The following is a 25,305-nucleotide window of genomic DNA, read 5'->3' on the forward strand; positions in this document are numbered from 1 at the left end:
TACGTTCACGTGTGCGTGAGGCTTCGGGGCGGGCCGATGCTGCGGCCCGCGGGCGATCCGCTGCCGGTGTGCACCGGCGTCCTGGTGTGTACCGACGTGGCCTGGACGTGGTCCATCCGCAGAGCCTAGGCTCGGCACGCTTGTACACCCGAGACCACTTGAGAGACCTCTGCTCGGTGACGGAGTCGGCGTGGGGTGCGCGTCCCTGCTCCACGCCAGCACTGGACGGTTCCAGGCGATGACCACGGGTCGGCACATCAGGACGCCGACGACCCCGGGTGGTCCGCCCCGCCGGGCAGCGAAAGGGACGCGCCGTGTCGTCGGCGACCTACCGCACCCTGCTCCGCACCCCCGGTGCCGCAGCCTTCTTCCTCACCGCCACCGTCGGCCGCGTCGGCATCGCCATGACCAGCCTCGGCATCATCTGGCTCGTACACGGCCGGACTGACTCCTACGCCGTGGCCGGCCTGGTGACCGGCGGTTTCGCCGTCGCCGAGGCCTTGGTCGGGCCGCAACTCGCCCGACTGATCGACCGCTTCGGGCAGACCCGCGTACTGCCACCTGTCCTCCTCGCGCACACCACCGCGGTGGTTTCGCTGCTCTCCCTGGTCGAGAGCGGAAGTCCGAACTGGCTGATGGTGGGGGCCGGAGCGCTGGTGGGCGCCACGATCCCGCAGCTCGGCGCGCTGTCGTCCGCCCGCTGGTCGGCGCTGCTGCGAGGCGAGCGGGCCGCCGAGCTACCCACCGGCTTCGCCCTGGAATCGCTCAGCAACGGGCTCTGCTACTTGGCCGGGCCCGCGCTCGTCACCGCGGTCGGGGCGAGCAGCGATCCGGCACACGGCATGGTGCTGGCCACGGCCTTGGTGGTGGGCGGAGGCCTGGCCTTCGCCGCGCAGCACCGCACCGCGCCGGTGACCGCCGGTGCCGCCGAGCGCAAGCGATCGGGCCGCTCGCTGCTGCGGCCGGATTTCGCGGCGCAGGTCGGTGTCAACCTCACCTTGGGCCTGTACTTCGGCGCCATGCAGGTGTCGGTGACCGCCTTCGCGATGGAGCATGGCACGGCGGATACGGCCGCGCCGCTCTACGCGGTGTCGAACTGCGCGAGCCTGCTGGCCGGCTGGCTCTACGGTCTGCGCCGGTGGCGCGGCTCGCCCCATGGTCAACTGGCGTTCGCATCAACTGGGTTGGCCCTCAGTTGCCTGCCGCTGCTCGTTGCCGACTCCTTGCCGGGGATGGGGCTCGCGCTCGCCGTCACGGGCCTGGCGATCCCCCCGATCCTGGTGCTCTCCTCGGTGCTCGCCACGGCATCCGTACACCGGGCCGCCCTCACCCAGGCGTTCACCTGGCTGAACTCGGCGAGCTCCGCGGGGGCGGCCGGTGCGGCGGCGATGTCCGGACACGCGGTGGACGCGTACGGCGCGATCGGAGGCTTCGCGCTCGCCGCGGCGGCCACTTCGGCGATGGCAGTTCTGGCCATGGCTCGTGTACGTCATGGTGTGCGGCATGGTGTGCGTCATGAGTGAGTTGGTTGAACGCGTCGACGAGCAGGACGAAGTACTGGACGTCGTCGACCGGGCCGCTGCGATACGGAACGGATGGCTGCACCGCGTGGCGACCATCCTGTGCCGTGACACGGCCGGTCGGATCCTCGTCCACCGCCGCCCCGATGACGTGTCGCGCTTTCCGGGGCCGTACAACTGGCTGCTCGGCGGAGCCACCGAGGTGGGTGAGTCGTACGAGGATGCCGCCGCGCGGGAGTTGTCGGAAGAACTCGGCGTCCAGGGCCGCCCGCGGTTCGTGTTCAAGTTCCGCTGCGCGGGAGCGATCAGTCCCTACTGGCTCGGCCTGCACAAGGTGGTCGTGGAGGAGCCGGTGCGACCTGACGCGGCGGAGATCGCCTGGCACGACTGGTTGACGGAGGAGGAGTTGGCCGACCTGGTGCGTCATGAGGCGTTCGTCCCGGATGCGCGTGAGGCGTTCGACCGCTACCGCGCCCTGTCCTGACCCGCGCCTGCGCCCGCGCCCGCGCCGTACAAGGTGCTGCCCACCCCCCGGGCGAGATGCGCGGTCCACCGGACGGTGTCGTCGCGGTCCGCGATGCCGCCGACGCCCGCGACGGAGACGAGTACACCGCCGACGCGGACGTGAGCGGTGTACTCGGTGCGGACGCTGCCCTCGTACTCAGTTTCATGGATCTCCAGGAACGCCTCGTCGCCGAGCCCCTCCAGTGGCTCCACGGAGTAGTCCTCACCGGCCGTGCCCGCCTCCATGTCGGAGGTGAAGGACGGACAGTGCCGCATGATGTCCTGTTCGACGCGGAGGTGGTCGCGGGCCGAGGCCACGGGCAGCGACACGAGTTGCTGTACGGCCACCGCTTCGCCCTCGTTGCCGATCACGCGCAGGGTGTGGGCCACTGACACCGTGCCTCGGTGGGTGGCCGGACCCAGCCAGGCCGGGTCCTCGTCCCCGCGCAGGCAGTAACGCCAGTGCTCCCTCCGCTGATCGTGGGTGCTTTCGAACGGCGTCGTGAACTCATCGCCGCGCTTCAGACGCCGGCCGAACGTGGAGTCGGGCAGGAGTGTCTTCTCCAACTCCGTCTCGGTGAAGACCCGTTGGGGCTGTGCAACGGTGTCGCGGCCGGGCGCGGTCACCGGGCCGGTGGGTGCCACGATTTCGGGGGTGGGGTTCGGCTGCGTACGAGAAGGCGCGGGGCGTGGGGACGTGGCCGGGGACGCTTTACCCTCCCTCGTCCTGCTCGTGTCGTTTCCGCAGCCCGTGAGCGCGGTGAACATCATCAAGGCCGCCACCAGCGTCGGAACCACTCGTGGTCCGTTCATCGAGTCCCCCAAAGAAGCCGAGCGATCATCGGCCGCGCCAACCTAGCCGACAGCGGAAATCCGCGCGCCGGTTGCCGGGCGCCGATGAAAGACTGGGCCGATGATCGAAGACCTTCCTGGAGGACTCACGGCACGGCATCCCGTCGAGGAGGACCATCCGCGGGTGCTCCCGGCCCTGGACACGTGGTGGGGCGGGCTGAAGGGGCGGGCAGGGGCGCAAGAGCGTGCGCTGCTCCTGCCCAGGCTGTACTTCCAGCACTTCACCACCACCAGCTTTCTGATCGAGCGCGACGGGATCGAGCGCGACGGGATCGAACGCGACGAGGGACAGGTCGCGGCCTTCCTGGTCGGGTTCCTGTCACAGACCGAGCCCGACACCGCCTACGTGCACTTCGTCGGCGTCGATCCACAACTGCACGGGCAGGGCATCGGGCGATCCCTGTACCAGGCCTTCTTCACCCTCGCCCGTTCGCACGGGCGCCGGTACGTGCACTGCATCACCAGCCCGCAGAACACCGCGTCACAGGCCTTCCACACCCGGCTCGGCTTCACGGTCTCGACCGTGAAGCCGGACTACGACGGGCCCGGGCTCGACCGCGTGGCCTTCACCATCGACCTTGCAGACAGGTAGGGGGTGTTGGCGGCAGTAGGCCCGGTGGTGGTTAATGGCTGAGGAGAGTCGGATGCTGCCCTGTGTGACGTGGGTGGCATCTGTGCCACGTGTACCGGTGCGAGAGGCGGGAGTTGCCTGTGAGTGCTGCGTCATCGGGTTCGTCCCAGCGGTTCGTCGACCGATGTGTGGTGGTGAGCGGGGGAGCCCAGGGGATCGGTGCGGCGACGGCCCGGCGGGTCGCCGCCGAAGGGGCCGGGGTGGTCATCGCCGACGTGGATGCCGAGGAAGGTGAGCGCACCGCACACGCCATCCGCAAGGATGGCGGGCGTGCGGCCTTCGAGGCGTGTGACGTGGCCGAGGAAGAATCGTGGGCGCGGGCGGTGGCGGTCGCCCGCGCCCGCTTCGGCCCGGTGACCGGCCTGGTGAGCAACGCCTACACGGTGCGCGGCGGCGCGGCCGACGTCATCGAACCGGAGGACTGGAACCGGCAGTTGTCGGTCATGCTGACCGGCTCCTTCCTCGGCGTACGGGCCTGCCTCGACGACCTGCGTGCCACCCGGGGCGCGGTGGTCCTCGTCTCGTCCGTGCACGCGGTCATGGGCCTGCCCGGACGCCCCGCCTACGCGGCGGCGAAGGCGGGCCTGACCGGCTTGGCGCGCCAGCTGGCGGTGGAGTACGCACCCGTCGTACGGGTCAACGCCCTTCTGCCGGGGCCCATCCTGACCCGGGCCTGGGACAAGATCGGCGAAGCCGACCGGGCACGCACCATCGAGCAGACTCCCGCGGCCCGCCTCGGCCGCCCGCAGGAGGTCGCGGCGACCGCGGCGTTCCTGCTGAGCGACGATGCGTCCTTCGTCACCGGGGCCAGTCTCGTGGTGGACGGCGGCTGGAGCGTGTACAAGACGTCCGCCTAGCAGGACCAGGAAGAGCGCCAACAGCCGTACCGCTCACGGAGGTTCACCTGATGAAGATCACCCGTATCGAGACGTTCTCGGTGCCGCCCCGCTGGCTGCTGTGCCGCGTCGAGACCGACGAGGGCGTGGTCGGCTGGGGCGAGCCGGTGGTCGAGGGCCGCGCGGCCACGGTCCGTGCGGCCGTCGGTGAGCTCGCCGAACTGCTCATCGGCAAGGACCCCTCGGCCATCGAGGACCACTGGCAGGTGATGACGAAAGGGTCCTTCTACCGGGGCGGCCCGGTCTTCTCCAGCGCGGTGGCCGGGCTCGACCAGGCGCTGTGGGACATCGCGGGCAAGCGGCTCGGCGTACCGGTGCACGTGCTCCTCGGCGGTCCGGTCCGCGAGCGGGTACGTGCCTACAGCTGGGTGGGCGGTGACACGCCCGCCCACATCACCGAGCAGGTGACCGCCCAGGTCGAGGCGGGCTTCACCGCGGTCAAGATGAACGCGAGCGGCCGTATGAACCGCCTCGCCACCGTCGCGGACGTCGACGAGATCGTCGGCCGCGCCACCGCGGCCCGCGAAGTCCTCGGCCCGGAGAGGGACTTCGCGCTGGACTTCCACGGCCGCTTCCACGCGGCGAACGCCCGTCGGCTGCTGCCCCACCTGGCGCCGCTCGCCCCGATGTTCGTCGAGGAACCGATCCTGCCGGAGTACGGCCACCTGCTGCCCGCCCTGGTCGCCTCATCGTCCGTGCCGATCGCCACCGGCGAGCGCCTCTTCTCGCGGCAGGACGTGCTGCCCGCCCTTCAGGCCGGTATCGCGGTCCTGCAACCCGACCTGTCCCACGCGGGCGGCATCTCCGAGGTCCGCCGCATCGCCTCGCTGGCGGAGACCTTCGACGCCCTCATCGCCCCGCACTGCCCCTTGGGGCCCGTCTCGCTGGCCGCCAGCCTCCAGATCGCCGTCAGCGTTCCTAACTTCCTGATCCAGGAACAGTCGATCGGCATCCACTACAACACCGGCGCCGACGTCCTGTCCTACCTCGCCGACACCGAAGTGTTCCGCTTCCACCAGGGCCATCTGCTGCGCCCGACCGGCCCGGGGCTCGGCATCGAGATCGACGAGAAGGCGGTGCGTGCTGCCGACGACAGCCAGGCGGACTGGCACAACCCGGTGTGGCGGCACGAGGACGGTTCGTTCGCCGAGTGGTGAGGGCGGGCCGGTAACTTGGACGACGTGGACCCGGTCCTGAACGAGTTATACGAGACGCGTGAGATAGGCGAGACGCGTGAGGCGTACGAGAGTGACCGCCTGCGCGGGTGGGAGGTCGCCTGTCCGCGCCGCCCGCCGCCGTTCGCCGGCGTGGAGGTGGCCGGGTTCCGCGACCGGGCGGCGGCCGGGCTGGACATGCGGGTCATCCCGCAGCCGATCGTGACCGTCGTCATCGAACTGGGCGACCGCGCCCTGGCGGTCGACCACACCAGCGGCAGCCGGGAGTTGAGAAGCCTTGCCGCCGGGCTTTCGCCGGGGGAGACGCGTGTCCGCGGGGACCATGTGGACTGCGTGGAGGTACGCATGTCCCCGGTGAGCGCCTACTCGCTGCTCGGCGTCTCGCTCGCCGATCTGGACGGCATCGTCGTCGGCCTCGACGAGCTGTGGCGCCATGAGCTGCGGCTCCGCGAGCAGTTGACCTGTGCCAGGGGGTGGGAAGACCGCTTCGCGCTGCTGGACGAGTTCCTGGCGCGCCGCCACGCGTCGGCGCGGCCGATGGATCCGGAGGTCGTCGCCAGCTGGGAGCACATCGTCTCCCGCCGGGGTCAGGTGCGGGTCGCTGACCTGGCGATGTCGTGCGGGTGGAGCCGCAAGCGGCTGTGGTCGAGGTTCACCGCCCAGGTCGGCCTGACGCCCAAGCGCGCCGCGATGCTCGTACGGTTCGACCGCGCCGTCCGGGGCCTGTCGGCGGGCCGGGGCGCCGCCGACGTCGCCGTGGCCTGCGGTTACGTCGACCAGTCCCATCTGCACCGCGACGTGCGGGCCTTCGCCGGCTGCACGCCGGGCGCGCTGGGTCCGTCGTAGCGACCGATCCACTGGTGCTGGTTCACAGGGGCAGGGCGCGCTCGTTCACCACGTGCTTCATGACGAGCGTGGAACTCAGGCGCTGCACGCCCGGCAGCGTGGCGAGCTTGTCGTCGTAGAGCCGCTGGAAGGCGGGCAGGTCCTTGCTGACGATGCGTACGAGATAGTCGGGATCCCCGAACAGCCGCTCGGCCTGAAGGATCTCGGGGATCTCGGTGAGCGCGTGCTCGAAGGCGGAGACGGTGTCGCGGTCCTCCTGGCGCATGGTGACGAAGACCAGCGCCTCGAAGCTCAGGCCCACGGCGCGCGCGTCCAGGATCGCGCGGTAGCCGCGGATGGCCCCGCTGCGTTCGAGCTCGCGCAGCCGACGGTGGCAGGGCGAGAGGCTGAGCCGCACGCGGGCCGCCAGTTCCGTGACCGTCAGACGGCCGTCGTCCTGGAGCTCCGCAAGAATCTTCCGGTCCACATCATCCATGAGGGAGATCCTGCCACCGTGGGCGCCCTCACTGGCAATACTTGGAAACACCTTTGGGCGTATCAGAACTAATCTCCTACTCAGAACCTGTTTGAGAGGGAGAAGTACGTCGTGGCAGTCAGCTCCATCACCGCCTTCTGGGCGGTCTCAGTCCTGCTCATCCTCGTGCCGGGGGCGGACTGGGCCTATGCGATCAACGCCGGGCTCCGCGACCGGTCCGTGGTGCCGGCCGTCAGCGGCCTCCTGCTCGGTTACGTCGCGCTGACCGCCGTGGTGGCCGCCGGGGTGGCGGCGATCGTGGCGCGCACGCCGTCCGTCCTCACCGCCCTGACCGTCCTCGGGGCCCTCTACCTGGTGTGGCTCGGCGCCACGACGCTGGCCAGGCCCGCCGTCGCCGGAACCGCGGCGCAGGACGCGGAGAGCGGGGCGGCGGGGGCGCGGGTCCTCAAGGGAGTGGGGATCAGCGGCCTCAACCCGAAGGCGCTGCTGCTCTTCCTCGCCCTGCTGCCGCAGTTCACCGCCCCGCACGGCAGCTGGCCGCTGGCGGCCCAGATCGGCACGCTCGGCCTGGTCCACACGCTCAGCTGCGCCGCGATCTATCTGTCCGTGGGCGTACTGGCCCGCACCATTTTGCGGGCACGTCCCGCGGCAGCGCGCATGGTCACCCGCGTCTCGGGCGCCGCCATGATCGTGATCGGCGTACTGCTGCTCGCGGAGCGCCTCGCGGCCTGAGGCGCTCCTGGAGCGGACGCGAGGCTCCGGGGTGCGTCACGCGGGCTTCGGCTCGCGGCTCCACTCGTGCGCGAGCAGGGACCAGATCTCCATGTCGTGGCGGACCCCCTTGTACAGGGACTGCTCGCGCAGGGTGCCGTCCAGGTGCATGCCCATGCGCTGGGCGACGGCACGGCTGCGGGTGTTCCCCGCGCTGTTCCACCACTCGATGCGGTGCATGCCGCGCTCGCCGAAGGCGTACGCGATCAAGTGCCGGACCGAGGCGCTGATCAGACCCTGCCCCTCGCCCGCGGGTTCGGCCCAGACGCCGATCTCGCAGGTGCCGGCCTCCGCGTCGAAGTGCACGAACATCACGCCACCGAGCAGGACGCCGTCCTGCCAGATCCCGTAGATCCGCCCGGCGTCGGCCGCCTGCTTGTTCGCGTAGTTCTGGAGGGTGGTGCGGGCGGACTCCAGATCGGTGGAGCGGGAGGCCCAGGGGATCCAGGGGTCGGTGTTGGCGCGGGCGCGGTCGATGTGGGCCAGGAACTCGGCGTCCTGCCAGGGCTCCAGTGTGCGGAGCTCGGCATTCTCGGTCAGCTGTATGGCGTACATGGCTGTTCCTATGCGGTTGTCCGGCTGGGCGAGCGCGGTGGCGGGCGCCGCGCACCAGGTACGTAACGAACGTTGGGTATGTACTCTAACGGCTATGACGCCGCCAGCCCGTACAGACCATGACGCCCGCAGGACCGAGGTCTCCCAGGCCGTGTGGCGCGTCCTGGCAGCCCACGGCTTCGGCGGTCTGACCCTGCGCGCGGTCGCCGCGGAGATGGGCGCCACCACCGGCCTGCTCACGCACTACTTCCCCAGTAAACGCGCCCTGCTGCAACACGCCCTTGAGGTGCTCGACCGCCGCTCGGCCGACCGTCCGCGCCCGGCGGCGGAGCGGGCCGATGGGGCTTCGGGGCTCGTCATGCTGCGGGCGACGCTGCTCGACATCCTGCCGCTGGACGCGCAGAGCGCGGCGAGCAACCGGATCTGGGTGGCCTCCTGGGACGTGGCGCTCGCCGACCCGGAGCTGGCGAAGGAGCATGCCGAGCGCTACCGCCGGGCCCGCGAGCGGATGGCCCGGCACATCGCGGAAGCCGAGCGGCTCGGCGAACTGCCGCCCGGCCCACGGACCGAGGACACCGCCGCGGCGGCCCAGAGCTTTGTGCTGGGCCTGGTGGTCCAGGCGCTGTTCGCCCCCGGTGAGTTCCCCGCCGAGCGGCAGATCGCGCTGGTCGACGAGTACTTGGCGCGGCTGAGCGGCGAGGGCGCGGCGGGGGAGTGACGCGCGGGCCGAAGCAGGCCCGGTGCCCACGTGTGCCCCTGGAGCCAGTCGTGCTCGCGCGCTCATCTTCGCCGTGCCGGCCGCGGTCGCCGGTGGGCCGGACCATGTGCTCCTCCTGGTGGCGGCGGTCCTCTCGACGCTGGGCATGATGCTCGGCCCCCGGTCTTGCCACGGCGGGTCTGACGAACTCGCTCACTCACGCCCAGGTGACCACCTGCCCGTCAGTCTCGGCGCCGTCGCGGTCACCAACTGGGTCGCCGTCACCGGCACCGAGGAGCTCACCCTGCTCAAGCGACCGCTCCCCGGCGGCGCGGCCACCGAACTGGTGGAACGGCGGCGTTCCCGCGCCGGTGACGACGCTGGGGGGTCAGTGCCTCGGGGGCCGTGACCGGTGTGCCGCCACGCCGGTGAGGTCCGGCTCGATCTCCGGTTGCAGGACGAGCGCGTCGTCGTAGTCGCCGCGGTGTTCGTGGCGGTAGGCGAGCGGCTCGGTGACCGGCAGCGTGCGCAGGCGCTCGCGCAGTTCGGCCGCGCGGGCGCGGTAGCCGGCGGGGTCCAGGCGGTCCGCGCCGTAGACGACGTACGGCGGGAGCGCGTCCATCCCCGTGTACCAGAAGGTGCCGTGCAACAGCGGGAACAGCACCTCGTCGAGCTGGCCGTGGATCCCGCGCGGCCCGAAGCCCGACTCCCGCGCGCCGACCGTGGTGATGACCATGGCGCGCTTGCCCGCGAGGCCGCCGTCCCCGTAGCGCAGGGTCCGCCCCGAGGGGTCCTGGAGGCCGAAGGCGAAGCCCTGCACGAGGACCCGGTCGAACCACCCCTTGAGGATGGCGGGCGGCCCGAACCACCAGAGCGGGAACTGGAAGACCACCGCGTCGGCCCAGGCGATCTTCTCCTGCTCGGCGGTGATGTCGTCGCTCAGCTTGGCCGCGCTGTAGGCGTGCTCCTGCTCGGCGCCGACCATGAGCCGCTCGACCGACTCGCGGTGGAAGTCGCCGGAGTCCACCACGGGCTTCCAGTCCATGGCGTAGAGATCGGACTCGCGGACCTCGTGTCCGAGGCCGCGCAGCTCCTGTATGCCGTCGTCACGCAAGGAGCCGTTGAGGGATTGCGGTTCGGGATGGGCGAACACCCAGAGAATCTTCATGCCATCGATCCTGCGCCGTGGCCCGGCGGGGAACGAGTGGCCAGATGGCCAGGGAGTGCAAGGATCTGGCCACGGTGGTGGCGGTGGCGGTGGCGGTGCAGGGTGTTTCCCGCGTTCGTGCTCCCGCGTTCGTGCTCCCGCGTTCTCGCTGGGCGCATCGAGTGGCGTCTCACCCTCAACGTGAGGGTCAGGGTGAGGGTTGGTGGGAGGCGGGAGGCGGGAGGCGGGAGGCAGGAGGCGGGAGGCGGACGGGAGGCCCGGCCCGTTCAGCCGGTCGCCCGCGTGCTCTCCCGCACCACCAGCTCGTAACCGGCGGTGAGCCGCGTGTGCGGGGCCATCGCCCCCGCGTCGATCCTGCGCAGCAGCGCGTCCACGGCCAGTTCCGCGATGCCCCGCTTGTCGGGGGCGACGGTGGTCAGGCTCGGCACGCTGTAGCGGGACTCCTCCACGTCGTCGAAGCCGGCCACGGCCAGGTCGTCCGGGACGCGCAGGCCGCGCTCGTGCGCGACCCGCAACGCGCCGGATGCCAGCAGGTCGTTGAAGCAGAAGACGGCGTCCGGCGGGTCGTCGAGCGTCAGGAGCGCGCGCATCGCGCTCGCCCCCTCGGCGCGGGTGAACGCACGGGTGTCGGGGGCCAGCCGGGGGTCGTGCGGGACGCCCGCCGCGTGCAGGGCCGTCAGGTAGCCGTGCATGCGCTGGACCGTCGTCGCGTGGGCGGGCCCCGAGGGCTGTCCGATGACGGCGACGCGGCGGCGGCCGAGGGAGAGGAGGTGGTCGGTGGCCTCGCGTGCCGCCGCCGAGTTGTCGATCAGGACGTGGTCGGCAGGGATCTCGTACGACCGCTCGCCCAGGAGCACGAGCGGTACGCGGCGGTCGCGGGCGGCGAGGGCCTGCTCGTCGAGGCGGAGCGGGCTGAGCAGGACTCCGTCGATGAGCGGGTCGCTGAGTCCGCAGGCGATGCGCAGCTCCTCGTCCGCGCTGCCGCCGGTGTCCTCGATGAGCACGGTGCAGCCGCGCTTCTTCGCGGCGGCGATGACCTGCGCGGCCAGCTCGGCGAAGTACGGCGCGACGAGTTCGGGGACGGCGAGCGCGATGATGCCGCTGCGTCCGGTGCGCAAGTGGCGTGCCGAGGCGTTGGGTTGATAGTCGAGGTCCGTGATGGCGCGCAGGACGCGTTCGCGTGTCCGGTCGGCGACTCCGGCTTCGCCACGGACGACGTTGGACACCGTCTTGATCGATACCCCGGCGCGCTCCGCGACGTCCTTCAGGCGGGTGCCTGCCACGGTGTTCTCCCTCCCCCGACAGCAGCAGCGTACGTCATGGTCCAACGTTGTAACGGGGGGAGTCCGGGTGGATTCCATGCGGGTTGGTCGAGTGCGTGAACAGGTAATGCGCGCCTAGGTGTTGACGCCGTATTGCCAGCTGAGTACAACGTTGTAAACGCAGCGGGTGGCCACGAGGTGCGGTTGCCTTCGCTGCGTATTCCAACGTTGTACTCAGTGCCTGCCCTTTCGCCTTGCTCGCCTTGTCCGCCGTGGAGGACGCATGCCCATGCGGGACCGCATACCGACCCCGTCGCCGCCCGCCCCGTCCCGCCGCCGTGTGCTGCGCGGAGGCCTCGCGGTCGGTGCGGCCGGCGCCGCCGCGCTCACCGTCGGAGGCTGTGGCAGCACCCTCGCGCAGGGCTTCACCGGCGGCGCGCCCTCGCCGTCGCGCCTCAACTTCTGGAACCCGTTCACCGGCGGTGACGGCGAGCGGATGCTGGCCATGCAGGACGCCTACCGGGCCGCTCACCGCTCGACCGAACTGAAATCGGCGACGTTCCTGTGGGGCAATCCGTACTACACGAAGCTCACTCTCTCCACGCTCGGCGACCGGCCGCCGCAGGTCGCGGTGGTCCATCTGTCGAAGTTGCCCACGCTCGCCGAGGCCGGCCTGCTGACCGCGCTGCACACCGAGGACCTGGCCCGGCACGGCCTGACCGAGGACAAGTTCGACGCGCGGCCCTGGCGGAAATCCCAGTTCGGCGGGGAGCCGCACGCCGTACCGCTCGACACCCACCCCTTCGTGCTCTTCTTCCGCACGGACATCGCCGAGAAGGCCGGACTGCTCGACGGTCAGGGCGAGTTGGCGGACGTGGACGGGCCCGACGCCTTCATCGACGCGCTGCGTGCGGCGAAGGAGGTGACCGGAGCCTGGGGCGGTTCGATCGCCTCGGTGAAGGAGGCCTCGATGCAGTTCCGTCTCTTCTGGTCGCTGTACCGGCAGGTCGGCGGCCGGGATCTCGTAGCCGACCAGGGCAAGCGCGTGGTCGTCGACACCGCCGCCGCGGCCGAGGCGCTCGGGTACATCCGCCGCCTCAGCCAGGAGAAGGTGATCCCGGCGAACACCGACGGGAAGGGCGCCATCACGCTGCTGACCACCGGCAAGGCCGGATTCCTGATGGACGGCGTCTGGCAGGCTCTCGCGGTCCAGTCGGCGAAGGTCAAGTTCGACATGAGGCCCCTGCCGCGCATCTTCAAGGACGCTCCCTACGCCTGCGCCGCCGACTCACATGCCCTGGTGCTGCCGAAGGCTCCCGACGCGACGGCCCAACGCCTCGATCTCTCCCTGGGGTTCATCGCCTCGATGCTGCACTCCAGCAAGCTGTGGGCGGAGGGCGGTCATGTGCCCGCGTGGCTGCCGACGCAGCGATCGCGCGCGTACAAGGAAATGGTGCCGCAGTCGCACTACGCCACGGCCGCCGACGGAGCGGTCTACGACCCGGCCGCCTGGTACGGCGGGGCGGGCAGCACCATGCAGAACGTGGTGGGCGACGCGGTGACCTCCGTGTTCACCGGTGACACCAGCCCCACGGCGGGCGCCGCGCGCATACGCCGCGACCTGCGCACCCTGGCGGCGCGCCCCGCTCCCCTGTGACCCGTCCCGACCCGGCCCCCCGCCCTCTTGTGTCGGCACCCGCTGTTCCCCCCTCGCCCTTGGATCCCGTACGCCTTGACCGAAAGGCCGAACCGTGGCCACGACAACCGCTCCCTCCCCGACGTCCAGCAGAGGCGACCGCTGGGCAGGACCGGGGATGCTGCTGCCCTTCGCCCTCTTCTACCTGGTGTTCCTGGTGGGGCCGCTCATCTACACCGTGGTCGCCGGATTCTACGAGACGAGCCTGCTCAAGAGCGGCCTCGGAGACTTCGCGGGCCTGTCGAACTACACGGCGGTGCTCGGCGACGCGGAGTTCTGGCGGACCCTGCGCAACACCCTGTGGTTCACCGTCCTGACGACCGTGCCGCTGGTGCTGCTCAGCCTGGCCCTTGCGCTGCTCGCCGACCGGTTCGTGCGCGGCCGCTGGTTCTTCCGGTTCGCGTTCTTCGCGCCGTTCGTACTGCCCTCCGCCGTCGTCTCGCTGCTCTTCATGTTCATCTACGCCGACCAACTGGGCCTGGCCCAGGAGGTGGTGCAGTGGTTCGGCGTCGACACCCCGCCGTCCTGGCTCGGCGACCCGGACTGGGCGATGATCTCCATCGCGGCGGCCACGGTCTGGTGGACGATCGGCTTCAACTTCGTGCTCTACCTGGCCGGTCTGCAGGACGTGCCGCGCGAGGTCCACGAGGCGGCCGCCATCGACGGGGCCGGGCCCTGGCAGCGCATCCGTCACGTGGTCGTGCCGATGCTCGGCCGTACGACGACGCTGGTGACGGTGTTGCAGGTCATCGCCTCGCTGAAGGTCTTCGACCAGATCTACATGATGACCAATGGCGGCCCCGACGGCAGCACCCGCCCTTCCCTCCAGCTCATCTACGACACCGGGTTTGTCGAGGGCCGCGTGGGCTACGCCTCGACCGTGTCACTGCTGCTGTTCCTGGTGATCCTGATCGTCTCCCTCGTCTGGTTCGCCCTCGTACGCCGTGCCGAGAAGGAGAACTGACCATGACCGCCATCGCCACGCGCCCCGAGACCGAACAGCGCGGCACCAGCGCCCCGCCGGTGCGCGGCCGTGACTCGGAGCGCCTCTTCAACCGGGTGGCGCTCGGTACGCTCATCGCCCTCGCGCTGCTGTGGATCGTCCCGCTGGCCTGGGCGCTCGCCACGTCGGTGCGTCCCGCACAGGAGGTCGTCACCAACCCCACGGGTTGGTTCACCGCCCACCCGACCCTGGACGCGTACGGGGAGATCTTCGACGCGGGCAAGCTGCCCTACTGGTACGCCAACAGCTTCATCACGTCGATCCTCACCACGGTCCTCACCGTGATCATGGCGTCCCTGGCCGCCTTCGCCCTGTCGCAGACCCGCTTCAGGCTGCGCCGGGCCGCGTTCGTGATGCTGCTCGCCGGGATCATGATCCCGGGGCAGGTCCTGATGATCCCTCAGTTCCTCGCCCTCCAGTCGGCGGGGCTCCTCAACACCTACTGGGGCGTCGTCCTGCCCCAAGTGCCCAACGTGGTCGCCGTGTTCGTCTTCAAGCAGTTCTTCGACGGGATCCCGCGGGAGCTGATCGACGCGGCCCGCGCGGACGGCGCGGGCTGGCTGCGCATCTACTGGCAGATCGTGATGCCGATCTCCCGTCCTGCCGTATCCGCCGTCACGATCTTCGTGTTCGTGGGCGTCTGGAACAACTTCCTGTGGCCCCTGCTCGTGGTGACCGACCCGGAGATGATGACGCTGCCCGTCGGACTCACCTCCGTCCAGGACGTGTTCGGCGTCCCCTATGCCCAGCTCATGGCGTCCGCCGTGCTCGGCGCGATCCCGCTGCTCGCCGTCTTCGCGCTGTTCCAGCGCCGCATCGTCGAGGGCATCGCAGGCACCGGCCTGAAGTAACCCGCCCCCGGCCCCCGCCCCCCTCCACCCTCTGGCCGACCCGGAAACCGCACCATAGAGAGAGGCACCAGAACATGCCGCACACCGCACGGTTCGTCATCGACCCGGAGTTCAGCGTCGGCGACGTCGACCCGCGCCTGTACGGAACCTTCGTCGAGCACATGGGACGCTGCGTCTACACCGGCATCCACGACCCCGAGCACCCCACCGCCGACGCCGACGGATTCCGCGGCGACGTCGCCGATCTCGTACGCGAACTGGGCACAGGGCTCGTGCGCTACCCCGGCGGGAACTTCGTCTCCGGCTACCACTGGGAGGACGGCGTCGGACCGGTCGCCGAGCGCCCGCGCCGACTCGACCTGGCGTGGCGCTCCATCGAGACCAACCACGTCGGAACCAATGAATTCCTGGGCTGGGCACGTCAGTTGGGCCTCGACCCGATGATGGCCGTCAATCTGGGAACGCGCGGCATCGACGCCGCCCGCGCCCTGGTCGAGTACTGCAACCACCCGGGCGGCACCGCCTGGTCGGACCTGCGCATCAAGCACGGAGTGAGCGACCCGCACGGCGTGAAGCTGTGGTGCCTGGGCAACGAGATGGACGGTCCGTGGCAGACGGGCCACAAGTCGGCCACCGAGTACGGGAGGCTCGCCGCCGAGGCCGGCAAGGCGATGCGCCAGGTCGACCCGTCCATCGAGCTCGTCGCCTGCGGCAGCTCCAACTCGCGGATGCCCACCTTCGGCACCTGGGAGCGCGAAGTCCTCGAGCAGACCTACGACGAGGTCGACTACCTCTCCCTGCACGCCTACTACGAGGAGTTCGACGGCGACCGCGCCAGCTTCCTCGCGTCGGGCGCGCACATGGACCAGTACATCCGCGACGTCGTGTCGACCGCCGACCACGTCCGGGCGGTGCGGGGCGCCAAGAAGCACATCAAGCTCTCCTTCGACGAGTGGAACGTCTGGTACGCCGCTCGCTTCGTCGGTGAGCGCAACCTGGAGACCGCCGAGACGCCCCGGCTCATCGAGGACACGTACAGCGTCACCGACGCCGCCGTGGTCGGCTCGCTGCTCATCACGCTGCTTCGCAACGCCGACCGGGTGGCCATCGCCTGCCTCGCCCAGCTGGTCAACGTCATCGCACCCATCCGCACCGAACCCGGCGGCGCCAGCTGGCGCCAGACCATCTTCCATCCCTTCGCCCAGGCCGCCCGGTTCGCCACCGGCCGCGTGCTGCGCACCGACGTCACCGGGCCCCGCATCGAGACCCCTCAGTACGGCGACGTGTCCGCCCTCGACACCGTGGTGACGCACGACGAGGAGAGCGGCGCGCTCACCGTCCTCGCCGTCAACCGTGACCAGGAGCAGCCGCTGCGCCTGGAGGCCGCGCTGCGCGGGGGCGTCGCCGGCTACCGCGTCGTGGAACACCTGGTCCTCGCCGACCAGGACCCGGACGCGGTCAACACCGAGGCGCAGCCGGACCGGGTGGTGCCGCGCCGGGCGCCCGGGACGCACCTCACCGCCGAGGGCGTACTGACGGCCGAACTGCCGCCGGTCTCCTGGAACGTCATCCGGCTCGCGCCCCTAAAGGGCTGACGACACGCCCAGTCCGCTGTTCCCGTCCACGCACCGCAGAGTCAGGAGAGGCCCATGTCAGCGCACGACCCCGCACGACCACGTCTCCTCCGTCCCACCGTCCCGTTCCCCCTGCTGCTCGCCCTCCTGGCGGCGCTGTTCGTCACGCAGTCCGGAGCGTCGGCCGACGCCGCGACCGGCACCCTGCTGCGCGACGGCACCGGCCTGTACCCGCGCGCCGTCAAGCTCGCCCACAGCGGTGACGCCAACGGCCGGATCCTCGCCTCGGTGGTCACCTTCGACGGGAACAACGGGCTCGGCGCCATCCACGAGAGCACGGACGGCGGCGCGTCGTTCCGTGAAGTCGGCACGGTGCGGGACCCCGAAGCCGCGGGCGGGCAGGGGCTGTGCTGCTCGACGCTGTACGAACTCCCGCAGCGGATAGGTGACCTGCCCGCGGGGACGCTGCTGTGGGCGGCGTCGGTCGGGCAGGACGAACCGAACCGGCGCATGGCCCTGCGGGTCTTCAAGAGCACCGACGTGGGCCGCAGTTGGAGCTATCTGTCCACGATCGCCACGGCGTCGAACACTAAGGGGCTGTGGGAGCCGGAGTTCTCCGTCGACGCCTCGGGGCAGCTCGTGGCGCACTACTCCGACGAGACCGACGGCGTGCACAGCCAGAAGCTGGTGGCGGCCCGCACCGCGAACGGCGTGACGTGGACCGGTCACCACGACACCGTTGCCAGCTCCCTCGCCTCGGACCGGCCCGGCATGGCGGTGGTGCGCAAGATGGGCGACGGGACCTACTTCATGTCGTTCGAGATCTGCGCGGCTGCCGGCCAGTTCCAGTGCGTCGTGCACTACCGGACCTCGTCCGACGGCTGGAACTGGGGCGCCGTCACCTCCCTGGGCATCCGCCCGGAGACCGCCGACGGCAAGTACTTCAAGCACGCGCCGAACCTGGCGTGGGCGCCCCGGGCGGGCAACCCGAAGGGCAGGCTCTTCCTCGTCGGCCAGGTCATGTACAACCGCGACGGCAGCCGGGCGGCGGGCAGCGGGCGCACCGTCTGGGTCAACGATGCGGGTGGGGCGGGCAGTTGGCGGGAGATCCCCGCGCCGGTCTCCGTCGAGTCGACGACCGTCGACTACTGCCCCAACTACAGCTCGAGCCTGCTGCCGTCGGCCGACGGCAACAGGCTCCTGGAAATCGCCACGGACTGGTCAGGATCGGTCTGCAAGCCGTACTTCGCCACCGGGTCGGTGCCCGCCGCCTGAGCGCGGTGCGCCCCGCGTGCGCGCGGTGCTCACATCGCACGCACGCGGGGCACGGTGTGCAGCCACACGGGGGAGCCCGCAGCGAGCCTTCGCTGCTCCGACCCCGGCAGCGGCTACCGAGAGATCATGACCTACGACCCCCTCGACGAGATGTTCCGGCGGATCGACCTGACGCAGGCCATGGAAGAGCAGTTCGGCGCCTGCCGGGACTGGCCGTTGCACCTCCGCGCCGCCCACGCCCAGCTCGAGCAATTGCGCAGACTGGTCGGTGACACTCACTACGAGACGTTCGCAGAGGGAGCCATCGAAGCCATCCGGCGCCGCGCGGACGGCCAGGACTCCAGGGACCTGCACGGCCAGCACCTCGGCCGGGCGCTGCACCAGCAGGATCAGCCCCTGGGCGCGGAAGCCGCCCAGGTCGCCTGGGCAGCCGCCTGCGGCCTCGCCGTCCTCCTCGACGACGACCAGTACGAGAGGGTCTTCACCGCGGCTGCGGCGGCGTGCCGAACCGGCGCCGTCCCCTTCACCGAGGCAGGCCACGCCGTGGCTCAGGGCAGCACGCGATAGGTCACGTGCGTGACGAGGCGCGCCGCCCGCGACTTCGCCTGCTCGAGTTCCAGCGGAGGAACCCCGTCGAACAGCCGCGTGCCGGCGCCGAGCATGAGCGGCACGATGTGCAGCCGCAGTTCGTCGACCAGGCCGGCGGCGAGGTACTGGTTGATGGTGGTCGCGCCGCCCTGGACCACGACATCGCCGTCGCCCGCCGCCGCGCGTGCCCGTGCCAGCGCCGACTCGATTCCGTCGGTGACGAAGTGGTACGTGGTGCCGCCGTCCATCGGCTGCGGTTCGCGCGCGTGGTGGGTGAGCACGAAGACCGGGGCGTGGAACGGCGGATCCTCGCCCCACCAGCCGTTCCACCGCCGATTCCACTCGCCGCGCACGGGGCCGAACATGTTGCGCCCCATGATGAACGCGTCGGCGGCGGCCATCTGGTCCACCTCGTCCCGGTTCTCCTCGGGGGTCTCGAACATCCAGGCGTGCAGCTTCTCTCCCGAGCCGTCGCCGCCGTCGTCGCCGAACGGGCGTTCCTCGCTCTGGTCGAGCCCGGCCGCGTACCCGTCGGCCGAGATCGTGATGTCGCAGATCACCTTGCCCCTGCGTTCGGTCATGGCTCGCTCTCTCCTCCGGTTGAGCTACCCGTCAAGCATCGGCCACGACGCCGAGAAGCGGGCCCGGTCGGCGCAAGAGTGGAGAGCTTCTCCCAGGCACCGCCCCTGACGAGCGACTTGGCGCGACAATGGAGGCATGACCACGACTGCACCCGCGCCGAACGCAGAGCAGTTCCAGGCCTTCGCCGGGGCGCTCAGACGCGTGCTGATGCCCGCCGCGCGGCGGGTGGCCGACCACCTCGCCGACCGGCCCGAGCCCGGCTCCTGCCACTGCATGTGCCGCACCCACCCCGAGTTCCCCGAAACGTGCAGGGGCTACGCGGAACCGGGCCTCACCGTGGTCGCCCACTCACCCACCACCGGCCCGCGGCGCGTGCCCCTGTGCCGCAACTGCCACGACATCCGCATGGGCCTGGCCCCGCAAGGCGCCTCCGACCTGGAAGCCGTCACCGCCACCTGCACCTGCCACTGCCGGGCCAACCACCCCGGCTCTCCCGGCATCTGCGAAGCCGCCTCCGAGGACGGGACGACCATCGACGGCAAGCCCGCCTGCCGCGAGTGCGCGGACGCCGGCCGCGGCTAGCTCAGCCCTTCGTACGGAGAAGCTGCTCCCGCACATGGAGGGAGGGAGCACTCCCGCCGAGTGCTCCCTCCCTCCACCGTCAGCCGCCCTCGATCAGGGCGCTCCCAGGGGAGTCAGTGCCGCGGGCCCTGCTTGCGGTCACGCCAGCCCTCGCCCTTCGCGCCGCGCTCACCCTTGGCGTCGTCGAACTCGATCTGCTCCTTGCGCACCGTGTCGGAGACCTCCTGGGTCTCGGTGACCTTCTCGGTCTCCAGACGGACACGCTCGACCGGTACGGACTCCTTGCTGACCACCGCCCGCTCGGCGTGCAGGGTCACCTCGGTCTGCTCCTCGCCGATGTTGGCGCGCGTGCCGTCACCCTCGCGGATGGGCTCGCGCACGACGCGGACCTCCTCGTGGGAGATGGGGACGGAGGTCTTCACGTCTTCGGTGACGACCACCTTGCGCAGGCGGGCGTGCCCGACCTCCTGCTCTTCCGTCCCGACATGAAGCCGCTCCTCCGAGCGGATCATTCCGTCCGTCTTGCTCTCGTCACGCGCGCCGGAGCGGGTGGCGAACTCGCGCGCGCCCGCCTTGCTGCCGTCGCCGGCGCCCATGCCCGTACCGGCGCCCGCTCCGGCCATGCCCGCGGTCCCGGCACGGTCGCGGCCACCGGCCGCCGGGGCGGTACGGGTCTGCGAACCGGTGGGGCGGGTGAGCCCGTAGTGCGTGTAGAGGTCCTGCTCCTGGCCCGGCTCGAGGTGCTGGTCGGCGTCCACCCGCGGGGCCTCCTTGACGGCCTCCTTCGTGGCCGCCACGTGCAGCTCGTCCTCCTGGCGGCGGGCTCCGGAGAGCGGCACGAAGCTCTGCTTCATGCCGAAGAGACCGGTCTTGACGGTCACCCACTCGGGACGCCCTGTCCGGTCGTCGAGATACACCTGCTCAACGCTGCCGATCTTCTCGCCGGTCCGGTCGTAGGCCGTAAGGCCCGCGAGCCCATCGGCGCTGGTGAAGGCCTCGCCCTGAGTCATGGGTGATCACTCCTTCGCAGCGCGCGACGGGCAGACTCGAATCTCGCCACGGACATCGCGCGCTTCCCCTCCATCGCGCGCCCCATAGGGGTGCGGCGCAACCAGGAGAGTCACTGAGCGTGCGCGGAGAGCTTGCCGGGAGCGCTTCGGCGGGCTGTTTGCGGCGATCGGGCCGATCTGGTCCACCGCCCCGCCGACTAGCCCATCCGGGTGAGAGCGGGACGGCTAGGGGAGAGCCGCCCGTACCAGGACCTGTTCCGTCTCGGACGGGAAGAAGTTGGTGATCCCCTGCATCAGGCGCAGCGCCGTGGTCACGCGCTGGGGGAGGGGGCGGGGCAGCCCGGCCGGGGTGAGGGCCGCTTCGCACGGCTGGGTCCGTGCCTGGTCCAGTTCGTGCTGGGCACGCTGGACCTCACCGTTGTGGATGTGGACGAGAGCGCGCCGGACACTGCCGGACGCCTGCTCCGAGACGCTCAGGAGCGCGGTGATGCCGGATGAGGCGGGGTCGGCGGCGGCCGGCCGGGGCGCGGCTGCCGCGGGTCCGGCGAGGGCGCACTCGCGTGCGGCCAGCCGGAGGTGGGTGCTTGCCTGGTCCAGGATTTTGACGATCGCACACAACCGTCCCGTGTCGAACGAGGCCATGGGATGACTCCTCTTCGATGCCGCGTGGGCGAACACGCACACGAGTAGTTTGTCCTTCAGGCGTATCACCGCTGTGCCCCCGACCCGAACCCCCGCGGGGGGAGCGCACGCGGCGCGCAGGGAAGGGCACACGCGGGCACACGGACCCGGATTTCCGCCCGGGGGCGCACGACCCGGACGTCAGGACGTGCGCGCCGCGACCGGTGCGCGGGCCATCTCCACCGTGAACTGCGCACCGGCGAGCAGCGCCAGGTTGGACATCCAGAGCCACACCAGGAACACCACCACCCCCGCCAGCGAGCCGTAGAGCTTGCCGTAGGTGCCGAACCCCGAGGCATACAAGGTGAAGAGGCCCGAGGACAGGAGCCACAGGAGCGCGGCCAGCAGTCCGCCCGGCAGGCTGCGGCGCCAACCGCGTTCCGCGGGCGGCGCGTTGCGGAAGAGCACGACGACGAGCAGGACCACCAGGCAGACCAGAGCGGGCCACCGCAGGACGCTCCACACGGTCTGCCCCGCGTCGCCGACCCCGGCGCGCCGCGCGACGCCCTGCACGAGCGGGCCGCTCAGTACGAGCACGAGCGCACTCGCGGCCAGCAGCGCGAGCAGCGCGAGCGCGGTCATGAGCACACGGTGTGCCTTGCGCCACACGGGCCGCGTGTCCTTCACGCCGTGCATGGCGTGCAGCGCCCGCCGGAAGACGGCCGCGTAACTCGTGGCCGACCACAGCGCGCTGACCCCGCCGCCGACCACGACCGTCACGGCGGCGGACCGCGCGTCGGCCATCTCGGTGAGCACGCCGTTCAGGGCGCTGCCCGACTGCGCGGGCGCCCAGTCGGTGACCTCGGTGATGAGCGTGCGCGTCGTGTCGGGACTGACCAGGCTGATCAGGCTGACGGTCACCAGGAGCGCGGGCAGCAGGGCGAGGATCGCGTAGTACGTCAACGCCGCGGCCCAGTCCGACACGTCGTCGTTCCACATCGCCACCGGCGTGCGGCGCAGCGCGGCGCCCCGCCGTTCCCACAGGGAAGGGGCCGCGGCCGGCCCGGCAGGGGCGGGGAGCGCGTCGGACCCGTCCGAAACGCGGGCGGACGCCGCACGCGCGGGCGTCGCGGAACTGTCCATGGGCTACTCCTCGTTGTCCGTCACCGGCGGCGTGCCGCGCCGGCGCCCGCTCCACCCTTGGACGCCGGTCGCCCGAATCCGTTACGCGGCGGCAAGCGGAACCCAATCTTCCCTTGCCCCCGTTCGCCGACCGCAGCCGCCCTGGGTACGGGCGGCCGAATACCGGAGCGTGGCGTCCTAGTACCCCGGACCGCGGGCGTTACCGTTCGGTGACATCGCGGACAGCTCTGTGACGTGCGCGGGGGCAACGGGTGCGGGGTGTCGCGGGTCGTACGTGGCGTGGGAGTCAGGCAACTGGCAAGCCGAGTTTTCCAAAACGGGGAGTTGACGATCATGAGCGTTCGCATGAGCCGAGGACTGTGTGCACTGGGGGCCGCGGTGGCGGTGGCGGGTGTTGTCGCCGGTACGGGTCCGGCGGCAGCCGCCGACTCGCCCCGGTTCCTCTCACCGGGCGAACTGCCGCCGCACGCGTCGTCGGCGTGGACCGCGGGACCGGTGACCTCGGGGCAGCCCGACCCGCTGCCGATGTGCGTGGGGGAGGCCCTGCCGTCGATCTCCGTGCACCGCGCCTACCGCACGGACTACGACACCGGCGCCCTCCAGGTGACGGTGGTGGAGCGCAGCGAGCAGCGGGCCAAGGACTTCGCGGCCCTGCTGCGCAAGGACCTCGACGGCTGCGCGAAGACGGTGATGCAGCAGAATCCCGAGATCACCGCGACGCAGAAGTACTACGGGAAGCTGAACGTCGAGGAGGGCGCCCACGTCTACGGCGTCCACACCGAGGCCACGTGGGGAGCCTCCGACATCAACATGTTCTCGGTGGGCCGGGACGGCAACACGGTGACGCTCGTCCAGTGGGGGCAGATGGGCAACTTCGCCCACGCGCAGGTGGCCGACTTCAAGGCCACGACGATCAAGGCGGTCGCGAAGCTGTACTGACGGCGGGCGCGGAGCCCCAGGACCGAATCGCGCGCCTCCGGTGCCGCCCATCATCTCGGCCGATGGGCGGCACCGGTGCGTTGTTGCGGTTTCAACTGACCCTCTGGGCAAGCTGGTTGGGCGAAAGCGCGGTGGTCGGCCGCCGCCGCTGCCCGGGGGGTGTCGCTCGTGGCCTTCGCCCTGGTTCGGACCCCCTACTTCCAGCCAAGCTAAGGTTAGGCTAACCTTCACGCCGTGAGATCAGGTGAACGCGCAGGTAGCGCAACACGTCCGCGCGGTCACGAACTGTCCGCCGAGCACATGACCGTGTCGTACGACGGCGTCGACGTCGTCCACGACGCCGCCATCCAGCTCAGGCCCGGCGAAGTGACCGCCCTTGTCGGCCCCAACGGGAGCGGCAAGTCGACGCTGCTGCGTACCGTCGCCCGCTTGCAGGGTGCCCGGCGCGGCACGCTGACCCTCGACTCCGGCACGGCCGACGCGGCCGACGGCTTCGACCTCACCGCCCGCCAGTTCGCCCGTCGCGTGGCGCTGCTGACCCAAGGACGCCCGACGCCCGGCGGTCTGACCGTCCGTGACGTCGTGGAGTTCGGCCGCTACCCCTACCGGGGCCGCTGGGGCCAGGCGGACGTCGGCGGAGCCGCCGTGGTGGAGCGCGTACTCACCCTGACCGGCGTGGACAACCTGGCCGACCGCGCCGTCGACCAGCTGTCCGGCGGGCAGTTGCAGCGGGTGTGGCTCGCCAGCTGCCTCGCCCAGGAGACCGGCGTACTGCTCCTCGACGAACCGACCACCTACCTCGACCTGCGCTACCAGATCGAACTCCTCGACCTGATGCGTGACCTCGCGGACGACGGCGGCATCGCCGTCGGCGTCGTCCTGCACGACCTCGACCAGGCGGCCGCCGTCGCCGACCGGATCGCCCTCCTCGACGCCGGGCGCATCGTCGCCGACGGCGCCCCCGAGGACGTACTGAGCCCCGATCGGCTCTCCGAGACGTACGGCATCCGCATCGAGGTCGACACAGACCCCCTCACCGGCCGGCTGCGTACCCGCGCGATAGGCCGCCACCACAGCAGAAGCGAAAGGCTCCACACCTCCTCATGAGACGCCCCCTCATCGCCGCGACGGCCGCCACCGCCGTGGCCCTCATCCTGTCCGGTTGCGGCACCTCCGAGCCCGCCGAGAAGAGCTCCGAGAAGAAGTCCGAGCCGATCACCCTCACCGACGCCAACGGCAAGACGGTGAAGCTGGACGGCCCGGCCAAGAAGGTCGTCGGTACCGAGTGGAACGTCGTCGAGTCCATGGTCACGCTCGGCGTGGACCCGGTCGGCGTCTCCGACGTCAAGGGCTACAAGGCGTGGGACTCCGCCGTTCCGCTCAAGAACGCCCCCAAGGACATCGGCACCCGCGGCGAGCCCAGCATGGACAGCCTCGCCGGTCTCACCCCGGACCTCATCGTCACCACGACCGACATGTCGGCCTCCGCGGTGAAGCAGATGAAGGAGGTCGCCCCCGTCCTCCAGGTCAAGGCCGCCGACGGCTCCGACCAGGTGGGCCAGATGTTCGACACCCTGGACGTCATCGCCAAGGCCACCGGCACGACCGCTGAGGCCAAGAAGGCCAAGGAGTCGTACGAGGCGAAGGTCGCCGAAGGCAAGAAGGCGCTGAAGGAGGCCAAGCTCGACGGCGCGAAGGTCGCCTTCGCCGACGGCTACGCCGCCTCCAACCAGGTCTCCCTGCGCGGCTACACGAGCAACTCCCTGCTCGGCGCCGTCAACGAGGAACTCGGCCTCAAGAACGCCTGGAAGATCAAGGGCGACAAGGACTACGGGCTCGCCACCACCGACGTCGAGGGCCTCACGGCGCTCGACGACGACGTGAAGTTCGTCTACATCGGCAACAAGTCCGACGACAGCTCCGACGTCTTCACCGACGAACTCGCCGACAACTCCGTCTGGAAGTCGCTGCCGTTCGTCAAGGACGACGAGGTCCACCGCCTGCCCGACGGCCTCTGGATGTTCGGCGGCCCCGGGGCGATGGAGGCGTACATCGACGCCCTCGTCGACAGCCTGAAGAAGTAGGAGAC

Annotated in this window: 28 protein-coding genes; 19 read left to right on the forward strand and 9 right to left on the reverse strand. The window is 70.8% G+C overall.

Annotation, left to right across the window (positions count from 1 at the left end; all coding sequences use genetic code 11):
• The first annotated feature begins 314 nt into the window (after positions 1-314).
• Positions 315-1,523 carry an MFS transporter gene (locus tag ACFUPX_RS34425; protein ID WP_383331846.1) on the forward strand — a complete coding sequence of 403 codons (1,209 nt, stop codon included), beginning with the start codon at positions 315-317 and terminating at the stop codon, positions 1,521-1,523.
• Positions 1,516-2,004: an NUDIX hydrolase gene (locus ACFUPX_RS34430; protein WP_383331847.1), complete on the forward strand. Its 489-nt coding sequence runs from the start codon at positions 1,516-1,518 to the stop codon at positions 2,002-2,004. Before ACFUPX_RS34425 ends, ACFUPX_RS34430 begins: the two co-directional genes overlap by 8 nt.
• Here the strand turns inward: ACFUPX_RS34430 and ACFUPX_RS34435 are convergent.
• The gene (locus ACFUPX_RS34435; protein WP_383331849.1) at positions 1,986-2,669 is read right to left on the reverse strand and encodes a hypothetical protein; all 684 of its coding nucleotides are present in this window, start codon (positions 2,667-2,669) and stop codon (positions 1,986-1,988) included. The genes ACFUPX_RS34430 and ACFUPX_RS34435 overlap by 19 nt on opposite strands.
• 268 nt (positions 2,670-2,937) lie before the next feature.
• On the opposite strand from ACFUPX_RS34435, the gene ACFUPX_RS34440 reads away from it, so the two are divergent.
• The 4 genes from ACFUPX_RS34440 (at position 2,938) to ACFUPX_RS34455 (ending at position 6,424) form a co-directional block, all read left to right on the forward strand.
• Complete coding sequence (locus tag ACFUPX_RS34440; protein WP_383331851.1) at positions 2,938-3,468, forward strand: GNAT family N-acetyltransferase; 531 nt, start codon at positions 2,938-2,940, stop codon at positions 3,466-3,468.
• Between the two features lie 119 nt (positions 3,469-3,587).
• On the forward strand, positions 3,588-4,364 hold the full coding sequence (locus ACFUPX_RS34445) for an SDR family NAD(P)-dependent oxidoreductase (RefSeq protein WP_383331853.1): 777 nt from the start codon (positions 3,588-3,590) through the stop codon (positions 4,362-4,364).
• Positions 4,365-4,414: 50 nt separating this feature from the next.
• Positions 4,415-5,560 carry a galactonate dehydratase gene (gene dgoD / locus ACFUPX_RS34450; protein WP_383331855.1) on the forward strand — a complete coding sequence of 382 codons (1,146 nt, stop codon included), beginning with the start codon at positions 4,415-4,417 and terminating at the stop codon, positions 5,558-5,560.
• A 24-nt stretch (positions 5,561-5,584) separates the two neighbouring features.
• On the forward strand, positions 5,585-6,424 hold the full coding sequence (locus tag ACFUPX_RS34455) for a helix-turn-helix domain-containing protein (RefSeq protein WP_383331857.1): 840 nt from the start codon (positions 5,585-5,587) through the stop codon (positions 6,422-6,424).
• Between the two features lie 22 nt (positions 6,425-6,446).
• Here the strand turns inward: ACFUPX_RS34455 and ACFUPX_RS34460 are convergent, their stop codons facing one another.
• Complete coding sequence (locus tag ACFUPX_RS34460; protein WP_383331859.1) at positions 6,447-6,899, reverse strand: Lrp/AsnC family transcriptional regulator; 453 nt, start codon at positions 6,897-6,899, stop codon at positions 6,447-6,449.
• Positions 6,900-7,010: 111 nt separating this feature from the next.
• On the opposite strand from ACFUPX_RS34460, the gene ACFUPX_RS34465 reads away from it, so the two are divergent.
• On the forward strand, positions 7,011-7,631 hold the full coding sequence (locus ACFUPX_RS34465) for a LysE family translocator (RefSeq protein WP_383331861.1): 621 nt from the start codon (positions 7,011-7,013) through the stop codon (positions 7,629-7,631).
• Between the two features lie 36 nt (positions 7,632-7,667).
• Here ACFUPX_RS34465 and ACFUPX_RS34470 read toward each other — a convergent pair whose 3' ends face one another.
• Positions 7,668-8,225: a GNAT family N-acetyltransferase gene (locus tag ACFUPX_RS34470; RefSeq protein WP_383331863.1), complete on the reverse strand. Its 558-nt coding sequence runs from the start codon at positions 8,223-8,225 to the stop codon at positions 7,668-7,670.
• A gap of 94 nt (positions 8,226-8,319) precedes the next feature.
• On the opposite strand from ACFUPX_RS34470, the gene ACFUPX_RS34475 reads away from it, so the two are divergent.
• Together ACFUPX_RS34475 and ACFUPX_RS34480 are read left to right on the forward strand one after the other, a co-directional pair.
• Positions 8,320-8,943, forward strand: a complete 624-nt coding sequence (locus tag ACFUPX_RS34475; protein WP_383331864.1) for a TetR/AcrR family transcriptional regulator — start codon at positions 8,320-8,322, stop codon at positions 8,941-8,943.
• Between the two features lie 73 nt (positions 8,944-9,016).
• The gene (locus ACFUPX_RS34480; protein ID WP_383331866.1) at positions 9,017-9,331 is read left to right on the forward strand and encodes a hypothetical protein; all 315 of its coding nucleotides are present in this window, start codon (positions 9,017-9,019) and stop codon (positions 9,329-9,331) included.
• On the opposite strand, the gene ACFUPX_RS34485 is transcribed toward ACFUPX_RS34480, so the two are convergent.
• Together ACFUPX_RS34485 and ACFUPX_RS34490 are read right to left on the reverse strand one after the other, a co-directional pair.
• Positions 9,311-10,090, reverse strand: coding sequence for an NAD(P)H-dependent oxidoreductase (locus tag ACFUPX_RS34485; RefSeq protein WP_383331868.1), 780 nt, complete (start codon positions 10,088-10,090; stop codon positions 9,311-9,313). The two genes, ACFUPX_RS34480 and ACFUPX_RS34485, sit on opposite strands and share 21 nt — an antisense overlap.
• Before the next feature lie 266 nt (positions 10,091-10,356).
• A complete protein-coding gene (locus tag ACFUPX_RS34490; protein ID WP_383331870.1) occupies positions 10,357-11,373 on the reverse strand; it encodes a LacI family DNA-binding transcriptional regulator in 1,017 nt (338 codons plus the stop codon).
• A gap of 262 nt (positions 11,374-11,635) precedes the next feature.
• Here ACFUPX_RS34490 and ACFUPX_RS34495 point away from each other — a divergent pair, with 262 nt between their 5' ends.
• The 6 genes from ACFUPX_RS34495 (at position 11,636) to ACFUPX_RS34520 (ending at position 18,318) form a co-directional block, all read left to right on the forward strand.
• The gene (locus tag ACFUPX_RS34495) at positions 11,636-13,009 is read left to right on the forward strand and encodes an extracellular solute-binding protein (RefSeq protein WP_383331872.1); all 1,374 of its coding nucleotides are present in this window, start codon (positions 11,636-11,638) and stop codon (positions 13,007-13,009) included.
• Between the two features lie 94 nt (positions 13,010-13,103).
• Positions 13,104-14,012 (forward strand): carbohydrate ABC transporter permease, encoded by a 909-nt coding sequence (locus ACFUPX_RS34500; RefSeq protein ID WP_383331874.1) that lies wholly within the window; start codon positions 13,104-13,106, stop codon positions 14,010-14,012.
• Between the two features lie 2 nt (positions 14,013-14,014).
• A complete protein-coding gene (locus ACFUPX_RS34505) occupies positions 14,015-14,902 on the forward strand; it encodes a carbohydrate ABC transporter permease (protein ID WP_383331876.1) in 888 nt (295 codons plus the stop codon).
• Positions 14,903-14,976: 74 nt separating this feature from the next.
• A complete protein-coding gene (locus tag ACFUPX_RS34510) occupies positions 14,977-16,497 on the forward strand; it encodes an alpha-N-arabinofuranosidase (protein WP_383331878.1) in 1,521 nt (506 codons plus the stop codon).
• 54 nt (positions 16,498-16,551) lie between these two features.
• Positions 16,552-17,751 (forward strand): sialidase family protein, encoded by a 1,200-nt coding sequence (locus ACFUPX_RS34515; protein WP_383331880.1) that lies wholly within the window; start codon positions 16,552-16,554, stop codon positions 17,749-17,751.
• 126 nt (positions 17,752-17,877) lie between these two features.
• On the forward strand, positions 17,878-18,318 hold the full coding sequence (locus ACFUPX_RS34520) for a hypothetical protein (protein WP_383331882.1): 441 nt from the start codon (positions 17,878-17,880) through the stop codon (positions 18,316-18,318).
• On the opposite strand, the gene ACFUPX_RS34525 is transcribed toward ACFUPX_RS34520, so the two are convergent.
• Positions 18,300-18,920: a dihydrofolate reductase family protein gene (locus ACFUPX_RS34525; protein WP_383331884.1), complete on the reverse strand. Its 621-nt coding sequence runs from the start codon at positions 18,918-18,920 to the stop codon at positions 18,300-18,302. The two genes, ACFUPX_RS34520 and ACFUPX_RS34525, sit on opposite strands and share 19 nt — an antisense overlap.
• 136 nt (positions 18,921-19,056) lie before the next feature.
• On the opposite strand from ACFUPX_RS34525, the gene ACFUPX_RS34530 reads away from it, so the two are divergent.
• A complete protein-coding gene (locus ACFUPX_RS34530) occupies positions 19,057-19,503 on the forward strand; it encodes a hypothetical protein (protein ID WP_383331885.1) in 447 nt (148 codons plus the stop codon).
• Positions 19,504-19,616: 113 nt separating this feature from the next.
• Here ACFUPX_RS34530 and ACFUPX_RS34535 read toward each other — a convergent pair whose 3' ends face one another.
• From ACFUPX_RS34535 to ACFUPX_RS34545, 3 genes are all read right to left on the reverse strand, one after another.
• The gene (locus tag ACFUPX_RS34535; RefSeq protein ID WP_383331887.1) at positions 19,617-20,513 is read right to left on the reverse strand and encodes a DUF2382 domain-containing protein; all 897 of its coding nucleotides are present in this window, start codon (positions 20,511-20,513) and stop codon (positions 19,617-19,619) included.
• 225 nt (positions 20,514-20,738) lie between these two features.
• Positions 20,739-21,155, reverse strand: a complete 417-nt coding sequence (locus ACFUPX_RS34540; protein ID WP_383331889.1) for a hypothetical protein — start codon at positions 21,153-21,155, stop codon at positions 20,739-20,741.
• Positions 21,156-21,335: 180 nt separating this feature from the next.
• Positions 21,336-22,277 (reverse strand): YihY/virulence factor BrkB family protein, encoded by a 942-nt coding sequence (locus ACFUPX_RS34545; protein ID WP_383331891.1) that lies wholly within the window; start codon positions 22,275-22,277, stop codon positions 21,336-21,338.
• 345 nt (positions 22,278-22,622) lie between these two features.
• On the opposite strand from ACFUPX_RS34545, the gene ACFUPX_RS34550 reads away from it, so the two are divergent.
• The 3 genes from ACFUPX_RS34550 to ACFUPX_RS34560 all read left to right on the forward strand — a co-directional run bounded on the left by ACFUPX_RS34550 (position 22,623) and on the right by ACFUPX_RS34560 (position 25,300).
• Positions 22,623-23,216, forward strand: a complete 594-nt coding sequence (locus ACFUPX_RS34550; protein WP_383331893.1) for a hypothetical protein — start codon at positions 22,623-22,625, stop codon at positions 23,214-23,216.
• Positions 23,217-23,516: 300 nt separating this feature from the next.
• On the forward strand, positions 23,517-24,323 hold the full coding sequence (locus tag ACFUPX_RS34555) for an ABC transporter ATP-binding protein (RefSeq protein WP_383331905.1): 807 nt from the start codon (positions 23,517-23,519) through the stop codon (positions 24,321-24,323).
• Complete coding sequence (locus ACFUPX_RS34560; protein WP_383331895.1) at positions 24,320-25,300, forward strand: ABC transporter substrate-binding protein; 981 nt, start codon at positions 24,320-24,322, stop codon at positions 25,298-25,300. The genes ACFUPX_RS34555 and ACFUPX_RS34560 overlap by 4 nt, the downstream gene beginning before the upstream one ends.
• The last annotated feature ends 5 nt before the right edge of the window (positions 25,301-25,305 follow it).

Source organism: Streptomyces sp. NPDC057302, assembly GCF_042667685.1.
Classification (GTDB): domain Bacteria; phylum Actinomycetota; class Actinomycetes; order Streptomycetales; family Streptomycetaceae; genus Streptomyces.

Coding starts and splice junctions, on each gene's coding strand:
- ACFUPX_RS34430 (WP_383331847.1), top strand. CDS start 1,516: ATGAGTGAGTTGGTTGAACGCGTCGACGAGCAGGACGAAGTACTGGAC.
- ACFUPX_RS34440 (WP_383331851.1), top strand. CDS start 2,938: ATGATCGAAGACCTTCCTGGAGGACTCACGGCACGGCATCCCGTCGAG.
- dgoD (WP_383331855.1), top strand. CDS start 4,415: ATGAAGATCACCCGTATCGAGACGTTCTCGGTGCCGCCCCGCTGGCTG.
- ACFUPX_RS34460 (WP_383331859.1), bottom strand. CDS start 6,899: ATGGATGATGTGGACCGGAAGATTCTTGCGGAGCTCCAGGACGACGGC.
- ACFUPX_RS34470 (WP_383331863.1), bottom strand. CDS start 8,225: ATGTACGCCATACAGCTGACCGAGAATGCCGAGCTCCGCACACTGGAG.
- ACFUPX_RS34475 (WP_383331864.1), top strand. CDS start 8,320: ATGACGCCGCCAGCCCGTACAGACCATGACGCCCGCAGGACCGAGGTC.
- ACFUPX_RS34485 (WP_383331868.1), bottom strand. CDS start 10,090: ATGAAGATTCTCTGGGTGTTCGCCCATCCCGAACCGCAATCCCTCAAC.
- ACFUPX_RS34495 (WP_383331872.1), top strand. CDS start 11,636: ATGCCCATGCGGGACCGCATACCGACCCCGTCGCCGCCCGCCCCGTCC.
- ACFUPX_RS34505 (WP_383331876.1), top strand. CDS start 14,015: ATGACCGCCATCGCCACGCGCCCCGAGACCGAACAGCGCGGCACCAGC.
- ACFUPX_RS34510 (WP_383331878.1), top strand. CDS start 14,977: ATGCCGCACACCGCACGGTTCGTCATCGACCCGGAGTTCAGCGTCGGC.
- ACFUPX_RS34515 (WP_383331880.1), top strand. CDS start 16,552: ATGTCAGCGCACGACCCCGCACGACCACGTCTCCTCCGTCCCACCGTC.
- ACFUPX_RS34520 (WP_383331882.1), top strand. CDS start 17,878: ATGACCTACGACCCCCTCGACGAGATGTTCCGGCGGATCGACCTGACG.
- ACFUPX_RS34525 (WP_383331884.1), bottom strand. CDS start 18,920: ATGACCGAACGCAGGGGCAAGGTGATCTGCGACATCACGATCTCGGCC.
- ACFUPX_RS34530 (WP_383331885.1), top strand. CDS start 19,057: ATGACCACGACTGCACCCGCGCCGAACGCAGAGCAGTTCCAGGCCTTC.
- ACFUPX_RS34535 (WP_383331887.1), bottom strand. CDS start 20,513: ATGACTCAGGGCGAGGCCTTCACCAGCGCCGATGGGCTCGCGGGCCTT.
- ACFUPX_RS34540 (WP_383331889.1), bottom strand. CDS start 21,155: ATGGCCTCGTTCGACACGGGACGGTTGTGTGCGATCGTCAAAATCCTG.
- ACFUPX_RS34545 (WP_383331891.1), bottom strand. CDS start 22,277: ATGGACAGTTCCGCGACGCCCGCGCGTGCGGCGTCCGCCCGCGTTTCG.
- ACFUPX_RS34550 (WP_383331893.1), top strand. CDS start 22,623: ATGAGCCGAGGACTGTGTGCACTGGGGGCCGCGGTGGCGGTGGCGGGT.
- ACFUPX_RS34555 (WP_383331905.1), top strand. CDS start 23,517: ATGACCGTGTCGTACGACGGCGTCGACGTCGTCCACGACGCCGCCATC.
- ACFUPX_RS34560 (WP_383331895.1), top strand. CDS start 24,320: ATGAGACGCCCCCTCATCGCCGCGACGGCCGCCACCGCCGTGGCCCTC.